Source organism: Porphyrobacter sp. SLTP (assembly GCF_009905735.1).
Lineage (GTDB): Bacteria > Pseudomonadota > Alphaproteobacteria > Sphingomonadales > Sphingomonadaceae > Erythrobacter.
This window is the reverse complement of record NZ_JAAALE010000003.1, coordinates 24,232-36,263: the sequence shown is the minus strand read 5'-3', so window position 1 is coordinate 36,263 and position 12,032 is coordinate 24,232. Positions and strand designations below refer to the sequence as shown.

The 12,032-nt window shown below is 65.1% G+C and carries 15 protein-coding genes; 4 read left to right on the top strand and 11 right to left on the bottom strand.

The features are described 5' to 3' along the window. Window positions 1-2: 2 nt before the first annotated feature. From GVM20_RS03190 to GVM20_RS03180, 3 genes are all read left to right on the top strand, one after another. Complete coding sequence (locus tag GVM20_RS03190) at window positions 3-758, top strand: ThuA domain-containing protein (RefSeq protein WP_199799438.1); 756 nt, start codon at window positions 3-5, stop codon at window positions 756-758. Between the two features lie 38 nt (window positions 759-796). After that, window positions 797-2,005 carry an acyl-CoA dehydrogenase family protein gene (locus GVM20_RS03185; RefSeq protein ID WP_166545863.1) on the top strand — a complete coding sequence of 403 codons (1,209 nt, stop codon included), beginning with the start codon at window positions 797-799 and terminating at the stop codon, window positions 2,003-2,005. Between the two features lie 138 nt (window positions 2,006-2,143). Further along, entirely contained in the window at window positions 2,144-3,043 is a 900-nt protein-coding gene (locus GVM20_RS03180) for an SDR family oxidoreductase (protein ID WP_166545862.1), read from the top strand. A 114-nt stretch (window positions 3,044-3,157) separates the two neighbouring features. Here the strand turns inward: GVM20_RS03180 and kynU are convergent, their stop codons facing one another. The 6 genes from kynU to dksA all read right to left on the bottom strand — a co-directional run bounded on the left by kynU (window position 3,158) and on the right by dksA (window position 8,212). Beyond that, window positions 3,158-4,381, bottom strand: coding sequence for a kynureninase (gene kynU, locus GVM20_RS03175; RefSeq protein WP_166545861.1), 1,224 nt, complete (start codon window positions 4,379-4,381; stop codon window positions 3,158-3,160). Further along, window positions 4,378-5,169, bottom strand: coding sequence for a tryptophan 2,3-dioxygenase (locus GVM20_RS03170; RefSeq protein ID WP_166545860.1), 792 nt, complete (start codon window positions 5,167-5,169; stop codon window positions 4,378-4,380). Before GVM20_RS03170 ends, kynU begins: the two co-directional genes overlap by 4 nt. Before the next feature lie 42 nt (window positions 5,170-5,211). After that, window positions 5,212-5,640: a DUF4112 domain-containing protein gene (locus GVM20_RS03165; protein WP_234031823.1), complete on the bottom strand. Its 429-nt coding sequence runs from the start codon at window positions 5,638-5,640 to the stop codon at window positions 5,212-5,214. Between the two features lie 5 nt (window positions 5,641-5,645). Further along, a complete protein-coding gene (locus GVM20_RS03160) occupies window positions 5,646-7,109 on the bottom strand; it encodes an ABC transporter substrate-binding protein (protein WP_234031822.1) in 1,464 nt (487 codons plus the stop codon). 77 nt (window positions 7,110-7,186) lie between these two features. Further along, window positions 7,187-7,564 (bottom strand): PilZ domain-containing protein, encoded by a 378-nt coding sequence (locus GVM20_RS03155; protein WP_166545859.1) that lies wholly within the window; start codon window positions 7,562-7,564, stop codon window positions 7,187-7,189. 189 nt (window positions 7,565-7,753) lie between these two features. Further along, window positions 7,754-8,212 carry an RNA polymerase-binding protein DksA gene (gene dksA / locus GVM20_RS03150; RefSeq protein WP_166545858.1) on the bottom strand — a complete coding sequence of 153 codons (459 nt, stop codon included), beginning with the start codon at window positions 8,210-8,212 and terminating at the stop codon, window positions 7,754-7,756. 275 nt (window positions 8,213-8,487) lie between these two features. Here dksA and GVM20_RS03145 point away from each other — a divergent pair, with 275 nt between their 5' ends. Further along, window positions 8,488-8,832: an SEL1-like repeat protein gene (locus GVM20_RS03145; RefSeq protein ID WP_166545857.1), complete on the top strand. Its 345-nt coding sequence runs from the start codon at window positions 8,488-8,490 to the stop codon at window positions 8,830-8,832. Window positions 8,833-8,838: 6 nt separating this feature from the next. Here GVM20_RS03145 and GVM20_RS03140 read toward each other — a convergent pair whose 3' ends face one another. Genes GVM20_RS03140 through GVM20_RS03120 form a run of 5 tightly spaced genes read right to left on the bottom strand, consistent with a single transcriptional unit; the run spans window position 8,839 to window position 12,017 of the window. Then, window positions 8,839-9,978 carry a GNAT family N-acetyltransferase gene (locus tag GVM20_RS03140; protein ID WP_166545856.1) on the bottom strand — a complete coding sequence of 380 codons (1,140 nt, stop codon included), beginning with the start codon at window positions 9,976-9,978 and terminating at the stop codon, window positions 8,839-8,841. After that, window positions 9,975-10,703: a glycerophosphodiester phosphodiesterase family protein gene (locus GVM20_RS03135; protein ID WP_166545855.1), complete on the bottom strand. Its 729-nt coding sequence runs from the start codon at window positions 10,701-10,703 to the stop codon at window positions 9,975-9,977. Before GVM20_RS03135 ends, GVM20_RS03140 begins: the two co-directional genes overlap by 4 nt. Further along, window positions 10,700-11,158: a RidA family protein gene (locus GVM20_RS03130; protein WP_166545854.1), complete on the bottom strand. Its 459-nt coding sequence runs from the start codon at window positions 11,156-11,158 to the stop codon at window positions 10,700-10,702. The genes GVM20_RS03135 and GVM20_RS03130 overlap by 4 nt, the downstream gene beginning before the upstream one ends. Next, window positions 11,155-11,784, bottom strand: coding sequence for an HAD family hydrolase (locus GVM20_RS03125; RefSeq protein ID WP_166545853.1), 630 nt, complete (start codon window positions 11,782-11,784; stop codon window positions 11,155-11,157). The genes GVM20_RS03130 and GVM20_RS03125 overlap by 4 nt, the downstream gene beginning before the upstream one ends. After that, window positions 11,781-12,017 (bottom strand): DUF3572 family protein, encoded by a 237-nt coding sequence (locus GVM20_RS03120; RefSeq protein WP_166545852.1) that lies wholly within the window; start codon window positions 12,015-12,017, stop codon window positions 11,781-11,783. The genes GVM20_RS03125 and GVM20_RS03120 overlap by 4 nt, the downstream gene beginning before the upstream one ends. Window positions 12,018-12,032 lie beyond the last annotated feature (15 nt).

Below are 12,032 nucleotides of genomic sequence, written 5' to 3'. Positions count from 1 at the left end.
TCATGGCACAGCAACCCGCCACCCGGATCGACGCGCATTTCATTGCCGCCGGCAAGTATCACGATATCGACTTCCCGCGGATCGAGATCCTCAAGCTGCTGGCCGAACACCCGCATATCCGCACCACGGTGGCCTGCGACTATTCGGGACTGGAGCGGCTCGACCAGTGCCGCTTCCTCATCACCTATACCTGCGACCTGATGCCCACGCCGGAACAGGCCGCGCAGATCAAGGCTTGGATGGAAAAGGGCGGCAAGTGGATGGCGCTCCACGGCACCAATTCGATCCTCGTCTTCACCGCCGAAGGTCTGGTCGATGCGCCGGATGATCGCCCGGATGTGATGGAAATGCTCGGCACGCAGTTCGTCGCGCATCCGCCCATCGGCAAATTCCCGGTTGAGGTGGTGAACCACGATCACGAGCTGACCAAGGGGATCGAAAACTTCGAAGTGGTGGACGAGCTGTATCTCTCCAAAACCACCGCGCCGATTGAAACCCTGATGCAGACCACCTTCGAAGGCGAGGCGACCGGCTTCACGCACAGCCAGTGGCCGTCCACCACCGTACCTATCCTTTATACGAGGGATATCGGCGCAGGGCAGATCGTTTACAACGCACTCGGCCACTGCCGCGGGCATTATGACCTGCCCGGCATGGCTGATTTCTACCCGCATAAGGAAATGTGCGCGTGGAATTACGATGTCTATTATGATTTGCTGCGGCGTACGATACTCTGGGCGATGCGCGACGGGGCCTGAGCGGCTGGACTGATTACGAGAAGTGGGACTCGACTGACATGGATATGGACTTCTCCCCCGAGGACATCGCCTTCCGCGAAGAGGTGCGTGCGTTTCTCAAGGACAACTTGCCCGCACGGCTGCGCGACGGGGCACGCCGCACGCCGGGGGTGTTCGTCGAGCCCGACATCGGGATGGAATGGCACCGCATCCTGTTCCGTCAGGGCTGGGTTGCGCCGCACTGGCCCAAGGAAGACGGCGGCACCGGCTGGACGCCCACCCAGAAATTCATCTTCGAAAAGGAATGCGCGCTGGCGGGCGCGCCGTCGCTGGCGATCCTCGGCCTGCGCCTGGTCGGCCCGGTGATCTGCGAATTTGGCACGCCCGAACAGAAGGCGCGGTTCCTCCCCGGCATCCTGTCGGGGGATGATTACTGGTGTCAGGGCTATTCCGAGCCGGGCAGCGGCTCCGACCTCGCCAGCCTGAAAACCGCCGCGAGGCTTGATGGCGATGAGTATGTCATCAACGGCTCGAAAATCTGGACCACCCACGCCCACCACGCCGACTGGATCTTTGCGCTGGTGCGCACTGATGCGACCGTGAAGAAGCAGGCCGGGATCAGCTTTCTGCTGGTGCCGATGGATCAGCCGGGGGTGTCGGTCACGCCGATCCACTCGATGTCGGGCGATCACGAGGTCAACGCGGTGTTCTTCACCGATGCCCGCACGCCGGCAGAAAACCGCATCGGCGAAGAGGGGCAAGGCTGGAGCATCGCCAAGTTCCTGCTGGAGAACGAGCGCGGCGGATCGTGCTATGCTCCGCGCTTGCTGCAATCGATCGAGCGGCTGGAAAACCTCGCGCAGACCCAGCCTTCGGGCGTCAATGGCGCGCTGGCGCATGATCCGCGCTTCCGCGACCGGCTGGCCCGCGTCAGGCTGGAGGCCGAGGCGCTGGAGATCACCGAACTGCGCATCCTCGCCGAACTCGCCAAGGGCCGCGCGCCGGGGCCGCAGACATCGCTGGTGAAGCTGCTCGGCTCGAACATCGGCCAGCAGGTCGATGTGCTGCGTCTGGAACTGCTCGGGCCAGATGCGCTGCAATTGCCCTTGGAACGCCCGCTTTACGGCAATGAAGCGCCCGAACCGGTCGGCAGCGAATATGCCCAGACCGCGATGGGCCGCTACCTCAACAACCGCGCTGCGACGATCTTCGGCGGCTCGGACGAGGTGCAGAAGAACATCATCGCCAAGACCGTGCTGGGGCTTTGAGACATCTCCTCCTCGTCATTGCGAGGAGTGAAACGACGAAGCAATCCATGAACCAATGCTCCCGATTGCGCGGTGCGGGCCATGGATTGCCGCGCCGCCTGCGGCGGCTCGCAATGACGAAGCATAAAGGACACTGACATGGACGCTTCAAAACTGATGTTCCGCGAAGGCCTGATGGCGGGCGAGCGCATCCTCGTCACCGGCGGGGGCACGGGCCTCGGGCGCGAGATGGCGGAGGCCTTCCTGAAGCTGGGGGCGACTGTCTACATCTGCGGCCGCCGCCAGAACAAGCTCGACGAAACTGCCGCCGAACTTACCGCTTTGCATGGCGGAAAGATCGTCGGCATGGCCTGCGACATCCGCGATGCCGATGCGATCCACGCGATGGTCGATGCGATCTGGGCTGATGGCGGGGCGCTCACCGGCGTGGTCAACAACGCGGCGGGCAACTTCATCAGCCGCACTGAAGACCTGTCGGTCAATGGGTTCAACGCCATTGCCGACATCGTGATGCGCGGCACGTTCTACGTCACCCTCGACATCGGCAAGCGCCTGATCGCGGAGAAGAAGAAGGCCAGCTTCCTCTCGATCCTCACCACCTGGGTGTGGTCGGGCAGCGCCTTCGTGGTGCCGTCTGCCATGTCCAAGACCGCCATCAACGCCATGACGCAAAGCCTTGCGACCGAATGGGGCCGCTATGGGCTGCGCTTCAATGCGATTGCCCCCGGCCTCTTCCCGACCAAGGGCATGAGCGCACGCCTCAATCCCGGCAGCAGCGGCGATAACAAGAAGAACGACCTCAACCCGATGGGCCGCGCGGGCGAGATGCACGAACTCGCCAATCTCGCGGTGTTCCTGATGGGGCCGGGCGCGGAATATGTGAATGGCCAGACGATCGCGATCGATGGCGCAGGCTTCCAGGCCAATGGCGGCACCTTCTACCCGATGCTCCACGCGCTGGGCGATGCCGAATGGGACCAGATGCGCGCGATGATCAAGGGGACGAACGAGAAGGACAAGGCTGACCGCGCTGTTTGATTGTGAAGGTGCCTCCGCGCCTTCATCCTCGGTGCTATTCCCTTCGCTTCGCTACGGGGCACCTGCGGCTCGCGCGCGTGCGCTCGCGGCCCTGCGGGCCGAGCGCAGTGCCGGTTAGGTCACCGCGCTACGCTGATTGAACTCGGGGCGCTGCCATTCGCCGCTCGCCAGCACCTCGGCCAGATGGCGCGCGGCGGCGGCGATGTCAGTGAAGCTGAGATAGGCGGGCGCAAAGCCCAGCCGCAGCACATCGGGCGCGCGGAAATCGCCGATCACGCCGCGCGCGATCAGCGCCTGACAGATGGCGTAGGCCTCGGCATGGCGGAACGAGAGCTGGCTGCCGCGCTCGGCGCTGCGGGGCGGGCTGACGAGGTCGATCTCCACCCCATGCGCCATCAGGCTTTCGAGGAAGAACTCGGACAGCGCCTGAGACTTGCCGTAGAGCCGGTCGACGCCAATCTCCGCGATCAGATCGACCCCCACCTCCAGCGCTGCCAACCCCAGCACCGGGGGTGTGCCGCATTGCAGCCGGTCGATGCCCGGTGCGCCCGCGTAATCATCGGTAAAGGCAAACGGTGCGGCGTGGCCAAACCAGCCGGTCAGCGGCTGCTGCAAGTCCGTCTGATGACGCTCGGCGACGAAGGCGAAAGCGGGCGCACCCGGCCCGCCGCACAGGTATTTGTAGCCGCAGCCGACCGCGAAATCCGCGCCCACCGCGTTCAGATCGACCGGCAGCGCGCCGGTGGAGTGCGACAGGTCCCACAGCACCAACGCGCCCGCCTCATGCGCGGCGCGGGTGAGGGCAGCCATGTCGAACAGCGCGCCGGTCTTGTAGTGCGCATGGGTGAGCATCAGCAGCGCCACATCGCCATCCAGCGCCTCCACAAGCCTGTCCCGCTCGGCCAACCGTCGCTCGGCAAGGCCCTGCGCCTCCAGCCCGGCGATCATGTAGAGATCGGTCGGGAAGTTGCCGGGTTCGGACAGCACCACCTTGCGTCCCGGACGCTTTGCGAGCGCCGCCGCAATCAGCTTGAACAGGTTCACGCTGGTGGAATCGCAGGCGATCACTTCATGCGGTGCGGCACCCACCAGCGGCGCGATCTTGGCGCCGATGCGGCTCGCCATGTCGAACCAGCCCGCGCTGTTCCATGACCGGATCAGCCCTTCGCCCCACTCGGCTTCCACCACCCGCGCCAGTGCCGCCGGGGTGGCCTTGGGCAATGCGCCCAGGGAATTGCCGTCGAGGTAGATCACGCCTTCAGGCAGGGTGAACCGCTCGCGATAGGACGCCAGCGGATCGGCAGCGTCGAATTCTGCGGCGCGGGCTTCCGGGGTCATATCGCCGTCCTGACGGTGAGCAATTCGGGGAAGAAAGCCTGCTTCAGCACGCCTTCGAGATAGGGCACGCCGGGGGTGCCGCCGGTGCCGCGCTTGAAGCCAATGATGCGCTCGACCGTTTTCAGATGCCCGAAGCGCCAGCGTTGGAAATGGTATTCCAGATCGACCAGCTTTTCAGCGAGTTCATACAGATCCCAATGCGGCTGCGGATCGCGGTAAATCTCAGCCCATGCGGCCTCGACACTGGGATTGGGGGCATAGGGCGCGGCAGGATCGCGCTCCAGTGCGGCGGCATCAATAGCAAAGCCGCGCCGCGCCAGCAGCCGGATCGCCGCGTCATAAAGGCTCGCCCGCCCCTGCTCCGCCTCCAGCCGCTCAGCCCAGTCGGCGTTGGACTTGTGGAGCCGCACATGCTTGCCGTCGCGCCCGCCGAGCATGAATTCCATCATCCGGTACTGCGCCGACTGGAACCCGCTCGACGCGCCGAGATGCGGGCGGATCGCGGAGTAATCATGCGGGGTCATGGTGCTGAGCACATCCCAGCTCTGGATCAATTGCTGCTGCGCCCGCGCCACCCGCGCCAGCATCTTGAACGCGGGGCGCAGGTTGTCCGCCTCGATACACTCACGCGCGGCGGTCAGTTCATGCAGGCACAGCTTGAGCCACAGCTCGCTCGCCTGATGGACGATGATGAACAGCAGCTCGTCATGCGCATCGGATGCGGGGTGCTGGGCAGCGAGGATGCGGCCAAGGTCGAGATAGCTCGCATAGGTAACGTCAGCGCTCATGGCTGCGCTCCTAGCGCGCCCGTTGCCCTGAGGGAACTCCCGCTAGATCCGCGCCTCGATCACCCGTGTTTCCGGGTGGTGCTTGTCGATGTGCTTGAGGATGATCCTGAGGTTCTTGGTGTTCGACCGGAACACAAGGTCCACCGCATCGCCCACCAGCGGGATTGCGCCAATCGCGGTGTCGAACAACACGTTCGCGCCCATCCGCGCCAGCTTCCACTTGGACAGGCCAAGATTGCGCGCTTCCCAGATGATATAGGCGCCCATCGCGGTGGTCACGATCTCGCCGAGCACCGGCACCAGACCGATCAGCGCATCCAGCCCGACCGGCATGTTGACGCCGGGGATGGTGAAACTGCGTTCGAGCAGCTTTTCCATCGCCACCACCCGCGCGCGCACCGATGCGGGATCGGTGCCGGTGGGCAGCGTGAAGGTCATCGGCTCGGGGCGGCGGGGCTGATCTATTGCCATGCCCCTTAGGTGGTGGGCTCTGACAGCGGGAACAAGGGGTGCATGCCCCACACGTTGGGCAGGTAATTGCGGATTGTGCCGCGCACCAGCGACCAGCGCACGGGCGCGCCGAGCGGGATGTAGACTTCGCGTTCGACGAGCGCCGCATGGGCTTCGATGAGCAACTGTTCGCGCGCAGCGGCATCACGCTCGGTCAAAGACTGGCGCACAAGCTCGTCGGCCTTGGGTGCGCAAAGGCCCGCATTGAGACCGCAGTTGAACTGGTTGAGATACCAGCGGGCCGAGGTGTAGCGCGCCAGCGTGTCGCGCAGCTCGAGGTCGGCGGCCTCGCCCTTGCCGGCCCGGCGCACGGTGACGCCAATCTCGCCCCAGGCCGATGCCAATTCCCGCAGCAGGAGATCGCCCCCCGGCCCAGACGGCAAGGCGATGCGCACGGTTGCTTCACGCCCGGGCCCGGCCCAAGCGCTGACCCGCGCAGCGGCCGCGCGGCGGCGCGCCTCAATCGAAGCCCCGTTCCAGCGATCTTCGGGATAGGGCGCGTCGGTGAAGATCTCTGCGGGCACCACCCAGCTGCTTTCGCGCCAGCCAGCCAGCCCGAAGCTGCGGATCAGCGCCGTCCGGTCAATCGCCATCGACAGGGCTTCGCGCCGGGCGGGATCGGCGAGGAACCCGGTCTCACGCCGCACCACCAGTCCCAGCAGGCCAAGCGCCGGATCAACCTGGATCGTCCCGCGCGAGAGCGGCCCGACTTCGGCCAGCGGAAAATCGACCAACGTGCCGCCAAGCACCAGATCAACATCACCGCCCGCAAACGCCGCCACGGCATCGCGCGCCGAAAGCGCCCGCACCTCGACCGGGCGGGCGATGTCTTCCCAATCCTCGCGCGCGGGCAGGCCGCGGGATTCGGGCGGAAGCGCCGTGAGCCGGGCGATGGCGGTACCCTCCTCACGCGACATCGCCATCGGCCCTGCCCCGCTGCCGCCCCGCACCAGCCCGAGTTCGGGCTGCGCCAGCAGGCGCAGGAAATCGGGCATGGGCGAGGAGAGCCGCACTTCGATCACCCGCCCGGTCATCGCCCGGATGTCGCGCACCTTGGCCAGATCGAGCCCCAGCGAAGTGCCGCGCAGCCGGACGAGCCCGGCGCGCAATTGTTCGCGGACATCAGCCGCGGTGATCTCGTCACCGCCCGGCCAGGTGCTGTCGCGCAGGCGGAAGATGTAGCTGAGGCCGTCCTCGGTCACGATCCAGCGTTCCGCGATGGCCGGGACCACCTGACCCACCGGATCAAGCGCGACCAGCCCTTCGCGAGTGGCAGCGCGCATGTGCTGCGCGGCTGGGGAAAGGCGCACGCCTTGTTCGAACGGGTCGTCGGGCGCGCCGATCACCGCGACTGTGACAGGGCCGCCACCACCAGCCGGGCCGCAGGACCATGTCGCCAAGGCGGCCATCAGAGGAAACCAGAATCGCATCGCAGTCTGCCTAGCAGGTTGCAACGCGGCGGTCAGCTTGTGGTGGAAGAGGCAGCCGGGCAAAGCCCGCACTGCGCTCAGATCTTGCGCAGCGTGCTCGGCGCGGGCGGCGGCGGGGCGCGGTGGCTCCACAGCGGCTTGACGATGGCGGCTTCGTGACCTTCGGTGGTCTGGAGCGGACGGCGCGCCTTCTGGGAATCGATTTCCTCATCGAATGCGACGCCGAAGCGGTTGTCCTGCACCCAGGCGACGGTGCCGTTCACCGCGCCGATATTGCGCAGCTCGACCACGACGCGGTGCCCGCGCTGAACGCGCAGCTGGCCTTCGCCCATCATCCCGCCATCCGAAAGATTGCGCACCCGTGCACGGTGGGTCTCCGCGCTTTGCTCGACCCGAATTTCGGCCAGCAAAAACAGGCTGTCGCGTGCGACACTGCGTGTCTCAACTCCTGTCATCTCAAGGATCGCCTCCTCAGCGGAATATCAATCAAGCAGATCAGATGACGCAGCCTAAGCCGGCACGCCACAATGCGCCACTGCTGGTGCGGCATTCACAGTTAACGCGAGGTAAATTTCTGCCCTAAGTACCGTAACTTGTGCGGACGCGTCCCAACGCGGCACAGGGTGCTGAAGGGAGATTACCGCTCAATCGTCGCGCGAGATCTTTTCGCGCCGCTCGTGCGCTTCCTGCGCCTCGACCGTCATGGTCGCGACCGGCCGGGCGATCAACCGGCGCAGACCGATTGGATCGCCGGTGACTTCGCAATAGCCATACTCGCCCGAGTCGATCCGACGCAGCGCGGAGTCGATCTTGGCGACCAGCTTGCGCTGACGGTCACGCGTGCGCAGTTCGATGCCCCAGTCGGTTTCGCTCGAGGCGCGGTCGGTGAGGTCGGCTTCGCGGATCGGGCCATCCTGCAAGGATTGCAGCGTTTGCCCGGCGGCGGAGTGGATGGAACGTTTCCATTCGAGCAGCAGCATCCGGAAATAGGCCTGCTGGCGGTCGTTCATGTATTCCTCGTCCTCGCTCGGGACGTAGTCCGGAGCCAGAAGGCGCTTGGCCTTTTCGAGGACATCGATGTCGTCAGACGCGGTGGTTGGCATCAAGCTCTCTCATCCCGTGAGCCGCTGGGAAGACCATCGCGTCCTGACACCTGAATTTTTTCATTGGCTCACTTGGTCCCAGCAAGCTGAAGCAATGCGCGCCCTATAGGCAAGGCCCCGAGACCGCACAAGCGGGTTTGGGAATGAAGTGGGGGCAAAAGCCGTGCCGCGACAAAGTGCAAGCGGCGTTAACTAATTTTTGACCATAACAGCCGCACTTCTGGTCTCACGGAAGGTCGCTTGGGGGCGATCTGGTGACTGACGGGGACCAAATCATGACAATCATCGCAATCAGCGCGAAGACTCCACGGAGTGACGAAGCGCAGCGGAAAGCAGACAATGCGAGCGAGACCATGCTGGGCGCATGGCTGGCTGCGGCGAGCCAGGGTCAAGTGGGGGCCTGCTTCGATCTGGGCGTGGCCTTCTCGACCGGCAGCAATGGCGCGACCTGCGATCTGATCGAGGCGCACAAGTGGTTCAATCTGGCCGCTGCACGCGGACATGAAGATGCCGCCCATTGCCGCGCCGACATCTCCGACGAGATGACCGCACGCGAAATCGCCGAAGCCCAGCGCCGCGCGCGCCAGTGGCTTGCCGAAGGTCGCCAGCGCGCTGCGTAAGGCGGGTTAGTCACCCTTCCTGAACGGCGTGCGACTGCCGAGGTAGAGCTGATCGCTCGCCACGCCTGCCCGCTCGCGTTTGAGGAAGTCGGCGACCGCGCTGCGGAAGCCGGGATCGGCGATCCAGTGGGCCGATAGTGTCTGCACCGGCTCATACCCGCGCGCCAACTTGTGTCCGCCTTGCGCGCCCGCCTCGACGCAGGCCAAGCCGCGCGCAATCGCGATATCGATCGCCTGGTAGTAGCACAGCTCGAAATGCAGGAAGCGCACCTCGCGGGTGCAGCCCCAATACCGCCCGTAAAGCGCATCGCGCCCGGCGAAGTTGAGCGCGCCGGCAATCGCTTCATCTCCGTCATAGGCGAGGATCAGAATGATCCGGTCGCCCATCCGCTGGCCCAGCAGGCTGAACGCCTCGCGGGTCAGGTAGGGCTGACCCCATTTGCGCGCGCCGGTGTCCTGATAGAAGATCCAGAACGCGTCCCAATGCGCCTCGGTGATCTCCTCGCCGGTGAAATGCCGGATCGTCAGGCCTTCCACTGCCGCTGCGCGTTCCTTGCGCAAATCCTTGCGTTTGCGCGATGAGAGGGCGGCGAGAAAGTCATCGAAGCTGGCATAGCCCCGGTTGAACCAGTGGAACTGGATATCCGCGCGCGGCAGCCAGCCCGCTTCCTCGAACAGCGGCAATTGTTCGGGCGTGATGAAAGTCGCGTGGGCCGAGGACATTGTGTTCTGGAGACACACCGCCTCCGCCCCCTTCAGCAGATGCGGGGCGAGGCTCGGATCGGACAGCAGCAAGCGCGGCCCGGTCGCCGGGGTAAAGGGCGCGGCGATCTGGAGTTTGGGGTAATAGCGCCCACCCGCCCGGTGCCATGCGTCCGCCCAGGCATGATCGAACACATATTCGCCCTGGCTGTGCCCCTTGGCATAGGACGGCATGGCGGCGAGCAGCCTGCCCGTATCATCCGTAATGGCAATCGGCGCAGGCTCCCACCCGGTGCCGGGGCCGACGCTGCCGGAATCCTCCATCGCGGTCAGGAATTCGTGGCTGACGAAGGGATTGTCGTTCCCACCCAGCGCGTTCCATTCCGCGCGGTCGAAGCTACCGACGGACGATGCAATGCGGACGGTGAGTTCAGCGTCGCTCACGCCAGCCCCGCCCCTTCGGCGATCAACGCATCAGCATGGACAAGGCCCGCCGCGCGCGTTTCGGGGGAATTGACGGTCCAAGTGAGCACGGGCAGTCCGCCCGCGCGCAGATCGGCCACCCAGCGGCTCGGCAGGGCGTTGATATGATAGGCGAGGAAATCGGGCTGCGCGATTCGCAGCGCCAGCTTGCGCCGCCAGGGTGTCTGCGTCTCGCCGCGCTCGTCCTCACGCATGACAAGTCCGGCGCAGATTTGCGGTGCGCGCTTGCGAAACCAGCGGGCTACGCGCGGATCGAAGCTCATGACCGCCACCGGCCCGGCATAGGATTCCAGCAGCCGGGCAACAGAGACACAGGTCCCGTCGACATCATGACCGCGCTTCGATTTGATCTCGATCAGCAGGGGCACGCGGCCCGCTATGACTGCGAGAAACGTCGCCAGCCGCACGGGATGCTGATCGGTGCCGAGCAGGCTCAGCGCTTCAAGCGCGTCAGCCGTGCGGCTGGCGACCATGCCGTCCGTGTAGGTGAGCCGGGCAAGCTCCCAATCGTGGAACACCATCGGCACATGGTCGGCCGACATCTGGATATCGCACTCGATCCCCAGCCTTGCCGCAATTGCGCCCTGCGCCGCCGCCAGCGCGTTCTCCGGCACGCCGTCCCCGTGCAGCCCGCGGTGGGCATATTCCCACGCGGTCAGCCATTCGGGAGCGCGCCTTGCTGTCATGCCTTGAGGGCGATAACCGCATCAACCTCAACCGCCGCGCCGCGCGGCAGAGCGGGAACGCCGACAGCTGCACGGGCGTGCTGCCCGGCGCCGCCGAACACCTGCTCCATCAGATCCGACGCGCCATTGGCGACTTCGGGCTGATCGGTGAAATCGGCGGTGCAATTGATGAAGGCACCCAGCTTGACGACCCGCTCGACCTGCTCAAGCAGGCCAGCCGCTTCCAGCTGGGCGATGATCATCAAGGCACAGGCACGCGCGGCGGCCTGACCATCGGCAACGCTGACATCGTCACCCAACCGGCCCTTGACCACCACCCCATCGACAAATGGCAGCTGGCCCGAAACATAGGCCATGCCGCCATGCACCACCACCGGCACATAGCTGGCAACAGGGGCTGCGGCTTTGGGCAAAGTGATGCCGAGTTCGGCAAGGCGTGCGCGGGTGGTTGTCATGTCGTTGTATCCTCCAGTCGATCCAGTAGCCACGGCAGGGCCTCGTCCCAGCGGTCAATCCGGGCTTCGGCGTGGCCTGATTTGTGCGCGCAATCAATCGCATGGGCAATCATCGGCTCACCGCACAGGTGCAACCGGGTGACATGGGGCGTGATCTCGGCGACCGAGGCATGGTGCTGCGCCAGATCGTCGATGAACAGCGCGCGGGTGGGCGCATATTCATCAATGATCGCCTTCAGCGCCGGACCTTTGGGGCCCTGATTGGTGAAGACGCGGGCGTTGATCCCGACCTTGGCGAGCTGCGCCGCGCGCGCATCGCGGTGGGCATCGACCAGATTGGTCAGGATCACGATATCGGCCTTTTCGGCGAGGGTGTTGATCCCCTCAACCGCGCCCGCGATCGGCTTTTGCGAGTCCATTTCGTTATCGAAGAAGCTGCGTAGCATCTTCCAGATATCGGGCGGAGCCAGCACTTCGCCGCTTGCCTGCCAGCGCAAAGCCTCAGCGAAATTGTGGCCCTCGAGGTTGAAGCTGACGCCCTGCGATGCCTCCAGCCAGTCCTTGAACGGGGCGACCATGTGCAGCAGCACTTCGTCGCAATCGGAGATGATGAGGGGGCGGGTCATGATTGCAAAGCGTCCTTGGCGGCGACCAGTTCCTCAGGTGTCACAGCCAGAGCTTCGGCCGCGCGGATCAGATCGGGTTCGTGATTGGCGAGAAATTCGAGTGCGGAGGCAAGGATCATCGGATCGCCCAGCCCTGTCCGCAGAGAATCGGGATCAAGCCCGGTCAATTCAAGGTAGCGCGCCGCCCGGTCCTCGCATTCCAGCACCCAGCCCAGCGCCGCCAGCGCCAGCATCTGCGGGTTAACTGG

Excerpts from the sequence above, each read along its gene's own strand:
- GVM20_RS03165 (WP_234031823.1), bottom strand. The coding sequence starts at position 5,640 with ATGGCAATAGATCAGCCCCGCCGCCCCGAGCCGATGACCTTCACGCTG.
- GVM20_RS03155 (WP_166545859.1), bottom strand. The coding sequence starts at position 7,564 with ATGACAGGAGTTGAGACACGCAGTGTCGCACGCGACAGCCTGTTTTTG.
- dksA (WP_166545858.1), bottom strand. The coding sequence starts at position 8,212 with ATGCCAACCACCGCGTCTGACGACATCGATGTCCTCGAAAAGGCCAAG.
- GVM20_RS03160 (WP_234031822.1), bottom strand. The coding sequence starts at position 7,109 with ATGCGATTCTGGTTTCCTCTGATGGCCGCCTTGGCGACATGGTCCTGC.
- GVM20_RS03190 (WP_199799438.1), top strand. The coding sequence starts at position 3 with ATGGCACAGCAACCCGCCACCCGGATCGACGCGCATTTCATTGCCGCC.
- GVM20_RS03130 (WP_166545854.1), bottom strand. The coding sequence starts at position 11,158 with ATGACAACCACCCGCGCACGCCTTGCCGAACTCGGCATCACTTTGCCC.
- GVM20_RS03170 (WP_166545860.1), bottom strand. The coding sequence starts at position 5,169 with ATGAGCGCTGACGTTACCTATGCGAGCTATCTCGACCTTGGCCGCATC.
- GVM20_RS03185 (WP_166545863.1), top strand. The coding sequence starts at position 797 with ATGGATATGGACTTCTCCCCCGAGGACATCGCCTTCCGCGAAGAGGTG.
- GVM20_RS03180 (WP_166545862.1), top strand. The coding sequence starts at position 2,144 with ATGGACGCTTCAAAACTGATGTTCCGCGAAGGCCTGATGGCGGGCGAG.
- GVM20_RS03120 (WP_166545852.1), bottom strand. The coding sequence starts at position 12,017 with ATGCTGGCGCTGGCGGCGCTGGGCTGGGTGCTGGAATGCGAGGACCGG.
- kynU (WP_166545861.1), bottom strand. The coding sequence starts at position 4,381 with ATGACCCCGGAAGCCCGCGCCGCAGAATTCGACGCTGCCGATCCGCTG.
- GVM20_RS03125 (WP_166545853.1), bottom strand. The coding sequence starts at position 11,784 with ATGACCCGCCCCCTCATCATCTCCGATTGCGACGAAGTGCTGCTGCAC.
- GVM20_RS03145 (WP_166545857.1), top strand. The coding sequence starts at position 8,488 with ATGACAATCATCGCAATCAGCGCGAAGACTCCACGGAGTGACGAAGCG.
- GVM20_RS03135 (WP_166545855.1), bottom strand. The coding sequence starts at position 10,703 with ATGACAGCAAGGCGCGCTCCCGAATGGCTGACCGCGTGGGAATATGCC.